Source organism: Paraburkholderia unamae, assembly GCF_003268775.1.
GTDB lineage: Bacteria > Pseudomonadota > Gammaproteobacteria > Burkholderiales > Burkholderiaceae > Paraburkholderia > Paraburkholderia unamae.
In genome coordinates, this window is record NZ_QLSU01000012.1 from 127,381 (window position 1) to 145,000 (window position 17,620).

Consider the following 17,620-nt stretch of genomic DNA (forward strand, 5'->3'; position numbering starts at 1 on the left):
TTACTTCGACAAGATCCGCGCATGATGCGCGAGATGATCCTCGACGAACGACTGGATAAAGAAGTAGCCGTGATCGTAGCCCTCGTGGCGGCGCAGCGTGAGCGGCTGCCCCGCCGCCTTGCACGCGGCTTCGAACACATCGGGGTTCAACTGGGTGGGCAGGAACGAATCGGCCATGCCCTGATCGACGAGGATGCCCTCCTCGAACTTGCGCGTCGCCTTCGCCACCAGTTCGCTCGCGTCGTATTGCTTCCACGCTTCGCGGTCGTCGCCCAGATAGCCGCTGAAGGCCTTCTCGCCCCACGGGCAGCGCGTGGGCGCCGCGATCGGCGCGAACGCCGACACCGAGCGATAAATGTCCGGATTGCGCAGCGCGAGCATCAACGCGCCGTGCCCGCCCATCGAATGCCCGAAGATGCCGAGACGCGCGCCGTCGACAGGCAGATTCGTCGTCACCTTCGCGCGCAGTTCGTCGCGCACGTACGAATACATGCGCCAGTGCTTCGACCACGGCTCGCGCGTGGCGTCGACATAAAACCCCGCCCCCACGCCGAAGTCCCACGCATCGGCTTCGCCCGGCACGTTCGCGCCGCGCGGGCTCGTGTCGGGGGCGATGAGCGCGAGGCCGTGTTGTGCGGCGAAGCGCTGCGCGCCCGCCTTGATCGGGAACGTCTCCTCCGTGCAGGTCAGGCCCGCGAGATAGAAGACCCCCGGCACGTTCGCCGTGCGCGCCTGCGGCGGCAGATACACCGAAAAGCGCATCGGCAGGCCGATCGTTTCCGACTCGTGCTGATAAATGCGCTGCACGCCGCCATGGCAGGCGTGTTCCTCGATCAGGTTCAGCATTCCGTATTTCCTCGCTTGGTAGGTGAGTCCAATTCGCCTCATCACGCCGCTGGCGCGAACCAGGTGCGCACGCGGCCGTACAGGTCGATGAAACGGGCATAGCGCCGGGCCAGCGCTGCGTCGGGGCGCGGCGACGCCACGCGCGTTGCGGCGGGCGCCAGCGCGGCGAGGTCGCTCGCGCGCCAGTGCCCGCACGCCAGGCCGCCCAGCAGCGCCGCGCCGCGCGCCGCCGCGTTCGGGCAGTCGATGGCGTCAAGCTGCGCGTCGAGCGCGTCGGCGAGCAGTTGCCGCCAGCGCGCGTCGACGGAGCCGCCGCCCGCCAGCTTGAGCCTCGGCACGGCCTGCGCAGCGCCCGTGCTCTCGCCGCCGGTTTGCGCCATACCGCGCACGGCGTCCAGGCCCGCGCGCAACGCGAACGCCACGCCCTCGAACGCCGCGCGCATGAGCGTGCCGCGCGTATCGCCGAGCGACGCGCCGAGCCAGCCGCCGCGCGCCGCCGGGTCGAGCCATGGCGAGCGCTCGCCGCTCAGGTAGGGCAAAAATGCGAGCGTCTCCGAAGGCGGCGCGGCGAACGCGTCCACATACGCGCAGGCCCAATCGTAAGACAGCCAGCCGCGCGCGGCTTCGAGCGCCACGCCCACATTCTGCATGGCGGCCATGGTGTACCAGCCGCCGGTGGCCGAGCGGTAGCGATGCAGCCCGCGCCGCGCGGGGGGAATGCTGCGCGCGGTCACGATGATCTGGCCGCCGGTGCCCGTGGTAAGGAGCGCATCGCCGTCGTCGGCCAGGCCGCTGCCGAGCGCGGCGCAAGGCGTGTCGCCGGCGCCCGTTGCGAGCACGATGCCCGCAGGCATGCCGAGCGCCTGGGCGGCCGCGCCGCTCAGCGTGCCGCTCGCTTCACTCGAACCGGCCAGCGGCGCGAACCAGCGCACGGGCAAGCCAAGGCGTTCGATCAGCGCGAAATCCCACGCGCCATCGGGCGCGGCGAGCGCGGTCGCGCACGCATCCGAGGGATCGGCGACGAACGCGCCGCCCAGCGCCACGCGCAGCCAGTCCTTCGGTTGCAGCGCCCAACGCGCGGCCTGCGCGATCGGCGGCTCGTTTTGCAGCACCCAGCGCAGCAGCGGGCCGGCCATGCCGGGCGCAGCGGGGTTGGGCTGGGCATGTTCGGCGTCGTCGGGCCACGCATCGAGCAGCGCATGCGCGCGCGTGTCGGGCCACAGCATCGCGGGGCGCAATGCGCGGCCGGCTTCGTCGGTGAGCACGACGCCATGCATCTGCCCGGAAAAGCCGATGGCGCGCACTGCCGCGCGCTCGCTTTCGGGCAGCCGCGAGCACGCCTCGACCAGTGCCTCCCACCAGCGATCGACGGCGATCTCGGCCCAGCCGGGCTGCGGCGTTTCGAGCGCATAGGCAACACTCGCCGAAGCGCGCTCGACGCCCTCGCCATCGACGATGCCAAGCTTGAGCGAACCGGTGCCGAGGTCGATGCCGAGAAAACGCGTTTGCGATGAGCTCATGGGAGGCCGTGCGAGAGATGTGAGGCAGCGGAAAAAAAGCCATGATACCGGCGCGCAGCGCGCGCCGATGAGCGACCCGAAAAGCGCGTGGCGAGCCGGTCACGAACATGCCGCGAACCCGCTCGCAACGCAGCCGATTTCGCTTCGAAAAATGCCCATTCACGGGTTAACCCGGTGGCTGTCCAAGCGATGCCAAATGGCTCACATTCGGCATCCGAAATAGAGATCATAAGGGCGCGGCCATATGTGACATTGCCCGTCCCCTATTGACGAGCCGCCGCAACGGCAACGTGCGCACGTCAACGATTGCCACGCCGCAGCGAGACGCCCACCGCCGGACACGCGCCGCACAGGCCGTCGACTCCCTGAAACAGGGCCCTTCCCGCGTTGCGCCGCCGCATTCGCGCACGCGCGCAGCGCGCCTCGCAGCCCCAAACAGGCGCTCACACGCGGCGCGCCGACGCCGATCGCACCCTTATGTCGGCCATCCGTCGGCCTGCGCGCATATCGCCCCCGGAAAGCACGGAATAGTCCCCAGCGGTCTTGTTGCATATTTTCGTACCGCATACCTTGGAGGCCATATCCTTAAACAAACAGACGGAGACAGACGACATGCAAGCCAAGGGTCTTCAGGACCGGTCCGGCCAGGTCCACCCCTGCGACGAGCGCCTGCCGTTCGGCCAGTTGCTTACGCTCGGCATCCAGCACGTGCTCGTGATGTACGCAGGCGCGGTCGCCGTGCCGCTCATCGTCGGCGGGGCGATCGGGCTGCCCAAGGACCAGGTCGCCTTCCTCATCAGCGCCGACCTGTTCGCCTGCGGCATCGCCACGCTGATCCAGACACTCGGCCTGTGGATCTTCGGCATCCGCCTGCCCGTCATCATGGGCTGCACCTTCGCCTCGGTCGGCCCGATGATCGCCATCGGCACGAATCCGTCGCTCGGCATTCTCGACATCTTCGGCTCGACCATCGCCGCGGGCGCCATCGGCATCGTCATCGCCCCGATGATCGGCAAGCTGCTGCGCTTCTTCCCGCCCGTGGTGGTCGGCACCGTGATCGCGGTGATCGGCCTCTCGCTCATGGAAGTGGGCATCAACTGGGCTGCCGGCGGCGTGGGCAACCCCGAGTACGGCAGCCCCGTCTACCTCGGCCTCTCGCTGCTCGTGCTAATGCTGATCCTGCTCATCAACAAGTTCGGGCGCGGCTTCGTCGCCAATATCTCGGTGCTGCTCGGCATCGTCGCGGGCTTCGCCATTGCGCTGGCACTCGGCCGCGTGAATCTCGCGGGCATGGCGAGCGCGCCGTGGGTGGGCATCGTCATGCCGTTCCATTTCGGCATGCCGAAATTCCATATCCTGCCGATCGCGACGATGGTGATCGTGATGTTCGTGACCTTCATCGAATCGACGGGCATGTTCCTCGCCGTGGGCGACATGGTCGAGCGCCCGGTGGATCAGGCCACGCTCGTGCGCGGTCTGCGCGTGGACGGTCTGGGCACGCTGATCGGCGGCATCTTCAACTCGTTCCCGCATACGTCGTTTTCGCAGAACGTGGGCCTGATCGGCGTGACGGGCGTGAAGAGCCGCTATGTGTGCGCGATGGGCGGCGTGATTCTCGTGCTGCTCGGCCTCTTCCCGAAGATGGCGCAGATGGTCGCCTCGGTGCCCGCCTTCGTGCTGGGCGGCGCGGGCATCGTGATGTTCGGCATGGTGGCCGCGAACGGCATCAAGGTGCTCTCGCGCGTGGACTTCGTGAAGAACCAGCACAACCTCTTCATCGTGGCCGTGAGCGTGGGCTTCGGTCTCGTGCCGGTGGTGTCGCCGCACTTCTTCGCGAAGCTGCCGCCGGCGCTCTCGCCGCTGCTCCATAGCGGCATCCTGCTCGCTTCGGTGTCGGCCGTGGTGCTGAACCTGATCTTCAACGGCGCAAAGAGCGAGAAGGCCGCCGAGCGCGCCATCCGTCGCGCCGGGCACGATCTGGAAGGCCGCCCCGACGCGGACCAGGCGCCCGACGCGGGCCACGAAATGCCCCGCTCGGCAGCGCACTGAATATGAACGGTTTGAGTTGACGCGAGAGGTTCCCCGCTCGCCGGTGTCCATCTACACGCACATGCGGGCGGGGTCTTTTGCTGGTTTGGCGCCATGGGAAACCGTGGCGCCTTTTTTTTGCCCCGCTTTTGCCCTCTTCTTTTTCGTTTTGGCACGCGCATAAAAAAACGCCACGGTCTCCCGTGGCGTTTTCGCTTCCTGCTGCCGAAGCCCTTGCGGCGCGTTACCCCGCCGTAGCCGCCGAAGCCGCTGCCGGCGCGCTCGCCGCGCCGTAGTCGGCCGGCGCATCAGCCGGACGCGGCGTTTCACCCGCGTTCGCGATCCAGCCGCCGCCCAGCGCGCGATACAGATCGACGAGGTTGGTCAGCCGCGCGAGCCGCGCCGTGACGAGCGACTGCTGTGCGGTGTAGAGGCTCGTCTGCGCGGCCAGCACCGGCAGATAGCTGTCCACGCCGTTCTTGTAGCGCAGTTCCGAAAGCGTGAGCGAGCGCTGGTTCGCGAACGTGCTGCGTTCGAGCGCCGCGATCTGCTCGTCGTAGGTACCGCGCGCAGCCAAACCGTCAGCCACTTCGCGGAACGCCGACTGGATCGACTTCTCGTAGTTGGCGATCTCGATGCGCTTCTCGACATTCGCGAGTTGCAGGTTCGCGATGTTCGAACCGCCTTCGAAGATCGGCAGCGTGATCTGCGGCACGAAACTCCACGCCGCCGTGCCCGCCTTGAAGAGGCCGCCGAGCGACAGGCTTTCGGAGCCGAACGCCGCCGTGAGCGAGATCTTCGGGAAGAAGGCCGCACGCGCCGCGCCGATATTGGCGTTCGCCGCGAGCAGCGTTTCCTCGGCCTGCATGATGTCCGGACGCCGCGTGAGCAGATCCGAAGGCAGTCCCGCCGGGATGTCGTTGAGCAGGGCCTGGCCATCGAGCGGCAGGCCTTGCGGCAGATCCGCCGGCAGCGGCTCGCCAATCAGGAGCACGAGCGCGTTTTCGGCCTGGGCCCGCGCGCGCAGTTGCGCCTGCATGTTGGCCTGCGCGTTCTCGACCACGGTCTGCGCCTGGCGCAGATCGAGCTCGGTGCCGGTGCCCGTTTCGAACTGCGCCTTCGCAATGTTGTACGAGTCCTGCGCCGTCTTGAGCGTTTCCTGCGTGACCTTGAGCAGGTCGTCGTCGGAGAGCATGACCAGATACTGGTCCGCGACTTCCGAAACCAGCGTGATCTCCGCCGCCTTGCGCGCATACGCCGTGGACAGGTACTGAGCCAGCGCCTGGTCCTTCAGGCTGCGGATACGCCCCCAGAAGTCGAGCTCCCACGACGCCTGCACGCCCACGTTGTAGACGCTGTACGGATTCGGACTGTTCGGATTGGTCAGCAGATCCTTCGGCGTGCGCGTGCGCGTGTCCGTGCCCACGCCGTTGATGGCGGGGAACAGATCGGCGCGCGCGATCTGATACTGCGCGCGCGCCGCCTCGACGTTGAGCACCGAAACGCGCAGGTCGCGGTTGTTCTTCAGCGCGATATCGACGAGCTGTTGCAGACGCGGATCGACGAAGAACTCGCGCCAGCCGATGTCGGTCGCCGCGGCGCCGTTGGCGCTCTTGGCGGGCTGGCCGTTCTCGCTCGCCGCGACGGGCTGCGTCGCGTAGACGCCGCCCTGCGGGAAGCTCTGCGACACCGGCGCCTCGGGACGGTGGTACCACGGCTCCATCGTGCAACCCGCGAGTAGCGCGGCGGCCACTGCAATTACGGATAGTTTATGCATCTCAATGTCCTTCCTTGCCCGGGCCGTTGCCGTTGCTTCCGCCGCCGTTGCCGCCGCTTCCGCCACCGTTGCCGCCCTGACCGCCGGCGCCGTCACCGTTCGCGCCGTTCTCGTCGTCGTGGTCGTGCGCGTGGTGCTCTTCGTAGTGCTGGAGCGCGACATCGGCGTCTTCCTTCTCGCCGGCAAACTTCGCGCGGATCACGACGAAGAACATCGGGATCATGAAGATCGCGAGGAACGTGGCCGTCAACATGCCGCCGATCACGCCCGTGCCGATCGCGTGCTGCGAAGCCGAACCCGCGCCGTTACTGATCGCGAGCGGCATCACGCCGAGAATGAACGCGAGCGACGTCATGAGAATCGGGCGCAAACGCAGTCGCGAAGCTTCGAGCGCGGCTTCGATCGGTCCCATCTTGCCTTCGGCTTGCAGGTCTCGCGCGAACTCCACGATCAGAATCGCGTTCTTCGCCGACAGACCCACGGTGGTCAACAGACCCACCTGGAAGAACACGTCGTTCTCCAGGCCGCGCAAGGTCACGGCGAGCAGTGCGCCGAGCACGCCGAGCGGCACCACCATGATGACCGCGAACGGAATCGACCAGCTTTCATACAGCGCCGCAAGACACAGGAACACGACGAGGATCGAGATGCCGTACAGAATCGGCGCCTGCGAACCCGACTGGCGTTCCTGATACGACAGACCCGTCCACTCGTAGCCGATGCCCGCGGGCAGCTTCGCCGCGATCTGCTCCATGGCCGTCATGGCCTGGCCCGTCGACTTGCCCTGACCCGCCTGACCCTGGATTTCCATCGCCGAGATACCGTTGTAGCGCTCGAGCTTGGGCGATCCGTAGGTCCAGTGGCCGGCCGCGAACGAGGTGAACGGCACCATCCCGCCCGAACTGTTGCGCACGTACCAGAGACCCATGTCTTCCGGCGTCATGCGGAACGGCGCGTCGGACATCGCGTACACCTTCTTGATACGGCCGTCGGTGTCGAGGAAGTTGTTCACGTACGACGACGCCCAGGCGATCGAGAACGTCTGGTCCACCGCCGCCGACGTGACGCCAAGCGCATTGGCCTTCTCGCGATCGATATCGATCTTGAACTGCGGCGTGTCGTTCAGGCCGTTCGGGCGCACGAGTGCGAGCGTCGGGTCCTTCGCGGCCATGCCGAGCAGCATGTTGCGCGCTTCCATCAGCTTGTCGTGACCGACGCCGCCGCGATCCTGCAATTCGAAGTCGAAGCCCGACGCCGTGCCGAGTTCGGGAATCGAAGGCGGATTCACCGGAATCACCATCGCGTCCTTGTAGCTCGCGTAGTGACCGAACATGCGGCGCACCAGCGCCTGGACCTTCTGGTCCGCGTGCTGACGCTCCTTGTAGTCCTTCAGGCGCACGAACACGAGACCCGAGTTCTGGCCACGGCCCGCGAAGCTGAAGCCGTTCACCGTGAACACCGACTCGACGATCGACTTCTCGTCCGTGAGCAGCCAGTTCTGGATGTTGGCGAGCGTGCGTGCCGTGGTTTCCTGGGTCGAGCCCGACGGCGTTTGCACGATCACGAACATCGTGCCCTGGTCCTCATCGGGCAGGAACGACTTCGGCAGGCGCACGAACAGCAGGCCAACCGCGACGATCACCGCGAGATAGATGATGAGCCAGCGGCCCGAGCGCTTGATCACGTGGTAGACGCCGCTGTGATACTTGTCGCGGCTCTTCTCGAACGTGCGGTTGAACCAGCCGAAGAAGCCCTTCTTCTCTTCGTGATGGCCCTTCGGAATCGGCTTGAGGATGGTTGCGCACAGCGCCGGCGTGAGAATCAGCGCGACGAGCACGGACAGCACCATCGCCGCCACGATCGTGAGCGAGAACTGCCGGTAGATGGCGCCGACCGAGCCGCCCGAGAACGCCACCGGCACGAACACCGCGGAGAGCACGAGCGCCACGCCCACCAGCGCGCCGGTGATCTGGCCCATCGCCTTGCGGGTGGCTTCCTTCGGTCCTAAACCCTCCTCCACCATCACCCGCTCGACGTTCTCCACGACCACGATCGCGTCGTCCACCAGCAGGCCGATGGCGAGCACGAGGCCGAACATGGAGAGCGTGTTGATGGAGAAGCCCACCATCGCCATGATCGCGAACGTGCCCAGCAGCACCACCGGCACCGCGATCGTCGGAATCAACGTCGCGCGCAGGTTTTGCAGGAACAGGTACATCACGAGGAACACCAGCACGATGCCTTCCAGCAGCGTCTTGATCACTTCCTCGATCGACAGGCGCACGAACGGCGTCGTGTCGTACGGGTACTTCACGACGAGACCGTGCGGGAAGTACTTCGAGAGGTCGTCGATCTTCTGGCGCACCAGCTTCGCCGTTTGCAGCGCGTTGGCGCCCGTGGCGAGCTGGATACCGAGGCCGGCCGTCGGCGAACCGTTGTACTTCGTGTCGAAGTTGTAGTTTTCGCCGCCAAGACCAATGCGCGCCACGTCCTTCAGACGCACCTGCGAGCCGTCCTGGTTGACCTTCAGCAGAATGTTGCCGAACTGCTCAGGCGTCTGAAGCAGCGTCGATTCCGTGATGGTCGCCTGGAACGACTGCCCCGCCACCGATGGCGTGCCGCCAAGCTGGCCGCCCGCGATCTGCACGTTCTGCGCGGTGATCGCCGCTGTGACGTCGGTTGGCGTGAGCTGGAAGTTCGTGAGCTTGTTGGGATCGAGCCACACGCGCATCGCGTACTGCGAGCCGAACAGCGTGACCGTACCCACGCCGTCGATACGGCTGACCGGGTCCTTCACGTTCGACGCCACGTAGTTCGCGAGGTCGTACTTGGTCATGCTGCCGTCTTCGGACACGAACGCGAGCACCAGCAAGAAGCTGCTGCTCGACTTCGTCACGCTGATACCGAGCTGCTGCACCACCTGCGGCAGGATCGGCGTGGCGAGTTGCAGCTTGTTCTGCACCTGCACCTGCGCGATGTCCGGGTTGGTGCCCGCGGCGAAGGTCAGCGTAATGGTGGCCGTGCCCGAGTCATCGGACGTCGACGAGATGTACAGCAGATGGTCGAGACCGCTCATCTGCTGCTCGATCACCTGGGTGACCGTGTTTTCCACCGTCTTGGCCGACGCGCCCGGATAGTTGGCGCTGATCTGGATGGACGGCGGCGCGATGGTCGGATACTGCGCGACCGGCAGCGTGAACACCGACGCCACACCCGCCAGCATCAGGATGATGGCGATCACCCATGCAAAGATAGGGCGATCAATAAAGAACTTTGCCATGAAGCAGGCTCCCGGTTATTGCGCTGCGGAGGCGGCAGGCGCGGCCGAGGCGCTGTTTGCGCCACTTGCACCATTCGCGCCCGAGGCCGCCGATGCCGCGCTCGCGCCGTTCGCATTGCCCGAAGCCGTCGCCATGTCGGCCGAAGGCGCGCCGGGCGCCGGCGGCGGCGGCAGTTGCGCGGGCACAGGCTTCACCTGCGCACCCGGCTTGACCTTGTCGGTACCCTGCACGACCACGCGGTCGCCCGCGTTCAGGCCGGCCTGGACGACCCAGTCCTGGCCTTGCGTGCCCGACGTGGTGATCGGCTGGATCTTGACCTTGTCGTCCTGGCCCACGAGGTACACGGTCGCTTGCCCCTTCTGGTCATGCAGCACGCCAATCTGCGGCACGAGGAACGCGTTGTTGTTGATGCCTTCCTCGATGCGCGCGCGCACGAACATGCCCGGCAGCAGCACGCGGTCGGCGTTCGGGAAGAGCGCGCGAATCGTGACCGAGCCCGTGGTCTGGTCGACCGTGATGTCGGTGAACTGGAGCTTGCCCTTTTCCGAATAGACGCGGCCGTCTTCGAGGACCAGCGACACCTTCGCGGCGTTCGGGCCGGTCGTCTTCAGGCGCCCTTCCTGGATGTCGCGGCGCAGCTTCAGGCCTTCGAGGCTCGACTGCGTGACGTCGACGTACATCGGGTCGAACTGCTGGACCGTGGACATGAGCGTGGCCGCGCTCGCCTGGACGTAGGCGCCCGGCGTCACCTGCGAGATACCCACCTGGCCCGTGACCGGCGAAACGACGTCGGTGTAGCCCAGGTTGATCTGCGCGGTGTCCACGGCGGCCTTGCCCGCGGCGACGTCAGCCGCCGCCTGGCCCTGCGCCGCGACCGCGTTGTCGTAGTCCTGCTTGCTCACCGCGTTGGCCTGCACCAGCACCTTGTAGCGCGCAACCAGCGCGTTCTGCGTGACGAGGTTGGCCTGCGCCTTGGCGAGCGTGGCCTTGGCGTTGTTGAGCGCGGCGATATAGGGCGCCGGATCGATCTTGTAGAGCCGCTGGCCGGCCTTCACGACCGCGCCTTCAGTGAACTCGCGGCGCAGCACGATGCCGTCCACCCGTGCGCGCACCTGCGCGACGAGGAAGGCACTGGTACGGCCAGGAAGCTCGGAGACGACCGGCACGGCGGTCGGCTGGACGGTGACGATACCCACTTCGGGAGTTTGCGGCGGCGGCGCCGACTGCTTTTGCCCGCAGGCTGCAAGCACGATGGCAGCCGTCGCGACACTGATTAGGCGGAATGGAACCCGTTCGACGCGCATGGAGCGACCTCTGTCTATAACTGACAATAAAAGCGTGCGGCGTCCTGCAACGAGGAGGACGACCACGCACGCCAGCATCTGGCAAATACCTGACGGACCAGCCCGGTACTTCTCTTAGATAGGCGCGATTCCGGTCAGCCCATCCGTCCGGGCGATACTGCTGCGCGCCACCGCGAAGGCGTCGCGCATAGGGGTTTCTACGACCACTTGGCCAGTGACGGATATTAACCGGACATCACCACTTGAGGCACCCAGGTGGTGGGGTGCTATTATAGATACATTCGCGAACGAATGTAAAAGGACGTTACGTAACCGTTGAGGGGTACTTCTGGAGTGATTTACGCGTCATTTCAATATTACAAATCAATACATTACCGTTCGCGCCCCAAAAAATAATTCCAGCCCATTAACTCGCAGCAACTATTTATTTCAACATGGCACGCCGTACGAAAGAGGAAGCGCTGGAGACGCGCAACCGGATCCTCGACGCCGCCGAACACGTCTTTTACGAGAAGGGCGTGTCGCGCACTTCGCTGGCGGATATCGCCCAGGCCGCGGGCGTCACGCGCGGCGCAATCTATTGGCATTTCGAAAACAAGGGCGACCTGTTCACGGCGATGTTCGACCGCGTGGTGCTGCCGCTCGACGAGCTGAAAGTGGCGTCGACGGACCCGGGCGAGCCCGACCCGCTCGCGCGCATGCGCGACCTCTGCGTGCTCTGCCTGCGCAACACGGCGACCGACGAGCGCCGCCGCCGCGTGTTCGAGATCCTGTTTCTGAAGTGTGAGTTCGTCGAGGAGATGGGGCCGGTGATGGCGCGCCATCAGACGAACATGTGCGAGGGCCTCGCGAGCATCGAGCAGGGTTTGCGCAATGCGATGTCGAAAGGCCAGCTACCCGCCGACCTCGACGCCACGCGCGCCTCGCGCGTGCTCCATTCGTTCATCAGCGGCGCGCTGCGCGACATGGCGATCCTGCCCGATGTCTTCGACGTGGCCAGCAACGCCGAGCGCCATGTCGAGGCGATGCTCGACGCGCTGCGCTACAGCCCGTCGCTGCGCACCGGCGCGGGCGAGCAGAAAGACGCCTGAGCGCGTCGCGCCCGCCCGGCGCGATCAGGCCGGCACGCGGCTCGCGCGGGCTCGCTGATTCGATGCGTAGATATTGTCGCGAGCGAGCGGCGCGCCCGCCTGCACGGCGGCGAGCCACGCGTCGGTGCTCACCACCGCCGCGAAACGCGTGTGCATCACCACGCTGAACGCGCGGTGGATCTCCTCCGCGCTCGCCGAACCCGCCTCGTTGGCGTACGGCACCGCGCCCGTCGCGTCAGCGAGAAACTCCACCGCCAGACCCGCATGAGTCGCCTCGAACACCGTCGAGGCGTCGCAGTTGTGCGTCATGTAGCCCGCCACCGCGATCGTGTCGATGCCGCGCTGCGCGAGCCACGCCTTGAGATCGTTGCCCGCGAAGGCGCTCGGCAGCGACTTCTCCACGTAGTGATCGTGCTCGCGCGAGGCGACCACCGGATGCAATTCGGCGCCCACGCTGCCGCGCGCGAACAGCGGCGAGTCCGCCGGCGCGAAGTTCTGCACGACCACGACCGGCACGCCCGCCGCGCGCGCGGCGTCCATGGCGCGGCCGATATTGGCGAGCGAGGTTTCGACGGGGGGAAATTCGATCGGCAGATCGCCGCTGACATATTCGTTCTGCACGTCGATGACGACGAGCGCGCGGCGCGGATTCGCGGACATGGCAATGCCTCCTGGTTTGGGTTCTCGGGTTGGAAACGTTCGACGGGCCGGTACGCCGTACAGCGGCGGGTCGATGGCGGGATTGTGGCGCGCCGCCCGCGCGCATGACAGTGGCCCGAACGACAACTTTCGCTAGAATCGGGCCATTCATTCCGGGAACGGCGCACGACCCTTCCCGTCTGCGAGAACCGTCATGACCGCTTGCGCCCGCTCACCGCTCAAGTCGCGCGCCGCCGCGCCCGATACGCGCCCAGCCCCGGCGGCAACCGCCGCGCCGCTGCGCGTGGCCGTGATCGCCTTCGACCGCATGAGCCCGTTCCATCTTTCCGTACCCTGCGTCGTATTCGGCGAGGACCGCGGCGAAGGCGGCGTGCCACCGTTCGAGCTCGTCGTGTGCGCCGCCCAGGACGGCGCGCTCGCCACCACGGCGGGCTTCACGATCGGCGCGCCGCATGGCCTCGAAGGACTGCGCGGCGCCGACGTGGTCGTCGTGCCGAGCTGGCGCGACATGCACGAAGCGCCACCCGTCGCGCTTTGCGAGGCGCTGCGGCAAGCGCATGCAAGCGGCGCGATTCTCGTGGGGCTGTGCCTCGGCGCTTATGTGCTCGCGCACGCGGGCCTGCTCGACGGCCGTCCGGCCACCACGCACTGGGCCGCCGCCGACGATTTCGCGCAGCGCTTCCCGGCCGTGCGCTTCGATCCGGACGTGCTCTATATCGACGACGACGACCTGCTCACCTCGGCCGGCACGGCGGCGGGGCTCGACTGCTGCCTGCATCTCATGCGCCGCCTGTGCGGTTCGAACGCCGCGAACTACGTGGCGCGCCGGCTCGTCGTGCCGCCGCATCGCCAGGGCAACCAGGCGCAGTTCGTGAAGCAGCCGCTCGCCGGGCCGGGGCGCGGCGACCGGCTCTCGGGCCTGCTCGACTGGATCCGGGCGCATCTCGACGCGCCGCATACGCTCGATTCGCTCGCCGGGCGCGCGCTCATGAGCCGGCGCACCTTCACGCGTCAGTTCCGCCTCACGACGGGGTCGACCGTGAGCGCCTGGCTGCTGGGCGAGCGCCTCGCCCGCGCGCAGCAATTGCTGGAGAGCAGCGATCAGCCGATCGACGCGATTGCCCAGCGCGCCGGCTTCGGCTCGGCGGCGTCGCTGCGGCAGCATTTCGTGGAGGCGTTCAGGACTTCGCCGTCGGCGTGGCGGCGGGAATTCCGGGGATCGTGAGGAAAACCGGCGGCGGGCGCGTGTGCTGCCCGCCCTCGCTCAGTTCGCCGTGAACCAGCGCGCGGCGTACAACAGCAGTGCGACGAAGAAAATCATCGCGGCCCATGCCCAGTGCGGCATGGCGTGCGGCGCCGGCTCATGGTGCAGCGTGCTGGCCGCGCGGCCCGAGAGCGTGCCGCCCCCGTGCTGCGGCAGGATATGCGCGCGGCGCGCGAGGCCTGCGAGGTTGATCGGCCGCAGGAACACATGCTGGCGGCGCGGGTGCTCACCCGCCACGCGGTTCGGGGCCTGCCCGTGCTTGACGGCAACCACGGCGCAAAACTCCGTGAAGAAGTCGTCGGCCAGTTCGTGCAGCGCGTTCTCGATCTGGCGCGAGGGCAACTCGGAGAGCGGCCCGGTGAGCGTGGCCCACACCGAGTAATCGATGCGCGTGCTCACCCCGCCCACGCCCTTATCCGCGCCGTCGTCCTCCTTCGCCATGCCGCCGCGCTCTTCCTGGCGCAACGCCACGTCGATCTGCCCGCGCAGCGAGCCAATGCCGTCCGCTCGCGCGCGAAAGCTCAAGACGCGGCGCGGCGTGAGCGGCACCTGGGCGGCGTCACTCGCGATGTGAGCACGCACTTCGTAGCGCGCGCGCAGCGGCCCGAGCGGCACCGTGAGCGTGATTGCGTACTCGCCGGGGCCGAGGCGCCGGAACGACTCGCAATGCTCCATGCTCGCGCGCACGAGCGTCACGTCCTGCAACGCCGTCCAGACAGCGGACGGTTCGAGCGGAATTCTCAGCGCATCGTTCAGTTCCATAGCGGCTCCCCGTTTGCACTCTATCGGGTGAATTCAGGAGGTCTGATCGATCCGGTCCACGCGGGTCGCGTAGAAAGCCAGATAGCCCTTGATGCCGTGCACGCCTTCGAGCGGCGCCTCGTAACTCCAGGCCGCCTCTTCGATACGCCCGTCTTCAGTACGCAAATGGAAGTACGTCGCCTCGCCCTTGTGCGGGCAATGCGAGGTGCGCCCGGCGCGCTCGAGCCGCGCCATGTTCACGTCGGCGCGCGGGAAATACAGGACGTCGGGGTACCCGGTCTCGCAGAGGGTGAGCGCGGCCAGCGTGTCGGCAATGGTGATGCCGCCGTGGATCACGCGCACACGGTGACGGTTCGCGACGATGTCGATGCGGTGCGTCGCATCCGGTTCGACCGCCATGTTCGGCTCCCTGGTGGTGGGCAGCGCCTGTGACGCCCTGCCCAGGCCGGGCGGCGGCACGCCGCGCCGGTTCGCGTGGCGCGCAGCCGCAAGGCGCGCGTCCCGTGCAATTTGCGTGGGGTGGCCGCTTGTCGACGACAGCGATCACGATCGATCGCGGCCGACGTGGCGATCGCAGCCTCCCCTTCGGCTTCATTATCGGCCAAACTCCGCCGCCTTGCGCGGATCTTATACGGGCCGCGTGTGCGGCGGCGCGCTCATGCTCACCGGTTCTCCGGCGCGGCCTACCAGATGAACGACGCGCGCGCGCTGCCGTTCGAGCCCACCGTCACGGCGCTGGTCTTGTCCACGCCCGCATGGCTCACGTGCACGTTGTAGCGGCCCGGGCGCACCTTGACGAGCATGTAAGGTCCGCGCGAGGTCGTGTCCAGCACGCTCGCGCCATGCGAGTCGGTGATCTGCACACGCACGTCGGCCACGTACTCGCCGCTGCGCTGGGTGAAACGCAGCGAAAGCGGCCAGTCGTGCCGCGCGCCCAATAGCGCCTTCGACTCGTCGAGGCCCACGCCGCCCGAGACGAACGACACGTCGCCCTGCTGCTGGACTTGCGGCATGCCGCCGCCGTTGGTGTTACCGGCGCTCGTGTCGTCGGTAGTCGAGCCGCCGACGACGCCCGACGCATTGGCTTGCTGCGCCGCCGCGCCGCCCGCGTAGCCGAGCGCCAGCGCGGCCGCGAATATCGTCGCCCAGGCGGCGGAAGGGATGGGGCGCGAGTTATGGAACCTCTTCATCAATCGCTCCTTGCAGGTTGACTCCGACGCTACGGGTCCGCAAGGCGCATGCCTGATTCCTCCGATGAAGCATCGGCATGCAAGGGGGACAGGCGATCGGGAAGCGGGACGGCGTTTGCGTGCCCGAAAGCGGCCGCACGGGCCGGCACGGCCCCGAAACGCCGCTGCCGCCGGGCGCGAGGCCAACGGCGGCAGCAAGAGAGGCATCAGGACAACAGGAGAAACAACATGCTCTGGCCGCGAGTCCGGCGCACGGAGCCGGACCCGCGGCAGCAGGGATCAGCCGAGATCGACGGGCACGAAAATCTGTGCGTCGTCTCGCTGGATCAGGAGCGCGATGCTGTTGCCAGCCTTCGAGATCATCTGTTTGAGCTGATCGGCGTTGGCCACCGCGCGGCCGTTCACGGCGAGGATCACGTCGCCGGGTTGCACGCCCGCGTTCGCGGCCGCCCCGCCCGCCTGCTCGACGAGCAAGCCGTGGTCGAGCGAGTCGTTGCTCTTTTCTTCGGGCGTGAGCGGACGCACCGCCACGCCGAGACGCCCTTGCATCTGCGATTGCGGCGCTTCGTTCGAGGCCACCTTCGCGTCGCCGAGCGCGCCGATGGTCGCCGTGAGGCTCTTGGTGCCCTTGTCGCGCCACACCTGGATGTCCGCCTTCGTGCCCGGCTTCATGCCCGCGATGAGCGAAGGCAGATCGGACGAGTCGTCCACGGCCTCGCCGTTCACCGAAAGGATCACGTCGCCGGCCTTCAGGCCCGCCTTCGCTGCCGGCCCGCTCGCGTCCACCGAACTCACCAGCGCACCGTGCGGCTTGTCCATGCCGAACGAGTTGGCGAGCGTCTGGTTCATCGACTGCACCGCGACGCCCAGGCGTCCGCGGCTCACGTGGCCGGTCTTGACGAGATCGTCCTTGACCTTGATCGCCTCATTGATCGGGATTGCGAACGAAAGGCCCTGGAAGCCGCCCGTCTGCGAATAGATCATCGAGTTGATGCCGATGACTTCGCCCTGCAAATTAAAGAGCGGACCGCCCGAATTGCCGGGGTTGACCGGCACGTCGGTCTGGATGAACGGCGTGTAGTTTTCGTCAGGCAGCGAGCGCGACTTCGCGCTGATGATGCCCGAGGTCACCGTGTTGTCGAAGCCGTACGGCGAGCCGATCGCGACCACCCACTGGCCCACCTTGCTCTGGCGCGGGTCGCCGATCTTCACGGTCGGCAGATCCTTCGCGTCGATCTTGAGCACCGCAACGTCGGACTGCTTGTCCGCGCCCACGACCTTCGCCTTGAATTCGCGCTTGTCGGTGAGCTTCACCGTCACGACATTGGCGCCGTCCACGACGTGTGCGTTCGTGAGAATGTAGCCGTCCGCGCTGATGATGAAGCCCGAGCCCAGGCTCGCGCTGGGCGTGTCGGGCTGCATCCCGCCGCCGCTGCCGCCGTCGCCGCCCATGCCGGGTGCGCCGCCGTAGAAGTGCTTGAAGAACTGGTAGAACGGATCGCTCGGGTCGATCGGCAGTTGCTGCGGACCGCTGCCGCCGCTGCGCATCGCCGTTTGCTTCACAACGTGCTTGGCGCTGATGTTGACCACGGCGGGCCCGTAGGTTTCAACGAGACCCGAGAAGTCGGGAATGCCGGTTTTGGCCGCGGCTTCGGCGGGCATCATCGCGGCTTGCGCCTGCGTGATCACCTGCGGGGGCGGCACGTCGCGGTGCCCGGCTACGTAGCCCGCCGACAATGCGACGACCACGGCGGCTGCCACGGCACTGCGGGAAAGAACTTTTGTATTCATTGCGGACTCCTTGCGCGGGATACTCATCACGACGTACCGAAGAGTAAGCCGTGTCGCTTAAAGGAATCTTAATTGCGCGTAAATCGCACAAATCGCGCAAACGCCC

The 17,620-nt window shown here is 66.9% G+C and carries 13 protein-coding genes; 3 read left to right on the plus strand and 10 right to left on the minus strand.

What is annotated here, in order from left to right; genetic code table 11:
* Both fghA and C7401_RS20935 read right to left on the minus strand, forming a co-directional pair.
* Entirely contained in the window at window positions 1-846 is an 846-nt protein-coding gene (gene fghA / locus C7401_RS20930) for an S-formylglutathione hydrolase (protein WP_112173304.1), read from the minus strand.
* Between the two features lie 41 nt (window positions 847-887).
* Window positions 888-2,366, minus strand: coding sequence for a xylulokinase (locus C7401_RS20935; protein WP_112173305.1), 1,479 nt, complete (start codon window positions 2,364-2,366; stop codon window positions 888-890).
* Between the two features lie 612 nt (window positions 2,367-2,978).
* On the opposite strand from C7401_RS20935, the gene C7401_RS20940 reads away from it, so the two are divergent.
* Window positions 2,979-4,415 carry a nucleobase:cation symporter-2 family protein gene (locus tag C7401_RS20940; RefSeq protein WP_112173306.1) on the plus strand — a complete coding sequence of 479 codons (1,437 nt, stop codon included), beginning with the start codon at window positions 2,979-2,981 and terminating at the stop codon, window positions 4,413-4,415.
* A gap of 223 nt (window positions 4,416-4,638) precedes the next feature.
* On the opposite strand, the gene C7401_RS20945 is transcribed toward C7401_RS20940, so the two are convergent.
* Genes C7401_RS20945 through C7401_RS20955 form a run of 3 tightly spaced genes read right to left on the minus strand, consistent with a single transcriptional unit; the run spans window position 4,639 to window position 10,756 of the window.
* Window positions 4,639-6,171 (minus strand): efflux transporter outer membrane subunit, encoded by a 1,533-nt coding sequence (locus C7401_RS20945; RefSeq protein ID WP_112173307.1) that lies wholly within the window; start codon window positions 6,169-6,171, stop codon window positions 4,639-4,641.
* A gap of 1 nt (window position 6,172) precedes the next feature.
* Complete coding sequence (locus tag C7401_RS20950) at window positions 6,173-9,451, minus strand: efflux RND transporter permease subunit (protein ID WP_112173308.1); 3,279 nt, start codon at window positions 9,449-9,451, stop codon at window positions 6,173-6,175.
* A 15-nt stretch (window positions 9,452-9,466) separates the two neighbouring features.
* Window positions 9,467-10,756: an efflux RND transporter periplasmic adaptor subunit gene (locus C7401_RS20955; RefSeq protein WP_112173309.1), complete on the minus strand. Its 1,290-nt coding sequence runs from the start codon at window positions 10,754-10,756 to the stop codon at window positions 9,467-9,469.
* 434 nt (window positions 10,757-11,190) lie between these two features.
* On the opposite strand from C7401_RS20955, the gene C7401_RS20960 reads away from it, so the two are divergent.
* Window positions 11,191-11,847, plus strand: coding sequence for a TetR family transcriptional regulator (locus tag C7401_RS20960; RefSeq protein ID WP_112173310.1), 657 nt, complete (start codon window positions 11,191-11,193; stop codon window positions 11,845-11,847).
* A 24-nt stretch (window positions 11,848-11,871) separates the two neighbouring features.
* Here the strand turns inward: C7401_RS20960 and C7401_RS20965 are convergent, their stop codons facing one another.
* A complete protein-coding gene (locus C7401_RS20965) occupies window positions 11,872-12,507 on the minus strand; it encodes a cysteine hydrolase family protein (protein ID WP_112173311.1) in 636 nt (211 codons plus the stop codon).
* 193 nt (window positions 12,508-12,700) lie between these two features.
* On the opposite strand from C7401_RS20965, the gene C7401_RS20970 reads away from it, so the two are divergent.
* Entirely contained in the window at window positions 12,701-13,732 is a 1,032-nt protein-coding gene (locus tag C7401_RS20970) for a helix-turn-helix domain-containing protein (protein WP_112173312.1), read from the plus strand.
* A gap of 39 nt (window positions 13,733-13,771) precedes the next feature.
* On the opposite strand, the gene C7401_RS20975 is transcribed toward C7401_RS20970, so the two are convergent.
* The 4 genes from C7401_RS20975 to C7401_RS20990 all read right to left on the minus strand — a co-directional run bounded on the left by C7401_RS20975 (window position 13,772) and on the right by C7401_RS20990 (window position 17,514).
* Entirely contained in the window at window positions 13,772-14,533 is a 762-nt protein-coding gene (locus C7401_RS20975; RefSeq protein WP_112173313.1) for an SRPBCC family protein, read from the minus strand.
* 33 nt (window positions 14,534-14,566) lie between these two features.
* Entirely contained in the window at window positions 14,567-14,932 is a 366-nt protein-coding gene (locus C7401_RS20980; protein WP_112173314.1) for a DUF427 domain-containing protein, read from the minus strand.
* Window positions 14,933-15,216: 284 nt separating this feature from the next.
* Window positions 15,217-15,723, minus strand: a complete 507-nt coding sequence (locus C7401_RS20985; protein ID WP_112173315.1) for a carboxypeptidase-like regulatory domain-containing protein — start codon at window positions 15,721-15,723, stop codon at window positions 15,217-15,219.
* A 279-nt stretch (window positions 15,724-16,002) separates the two neighbouring features.
* Complete coding sequence (locus tag C7401_RS20990) at window positions 16,003-17,514, minus strand: DegQ family serine endoprotease (RefSeq protein ID WP_112173316.1); 1,512 nt, start codon at window positions 17,512-17,514, stop codon at window positions 16,003-16,005.
* Window positions 17,515-17,620: the final 106 nt, after the last annotated feature.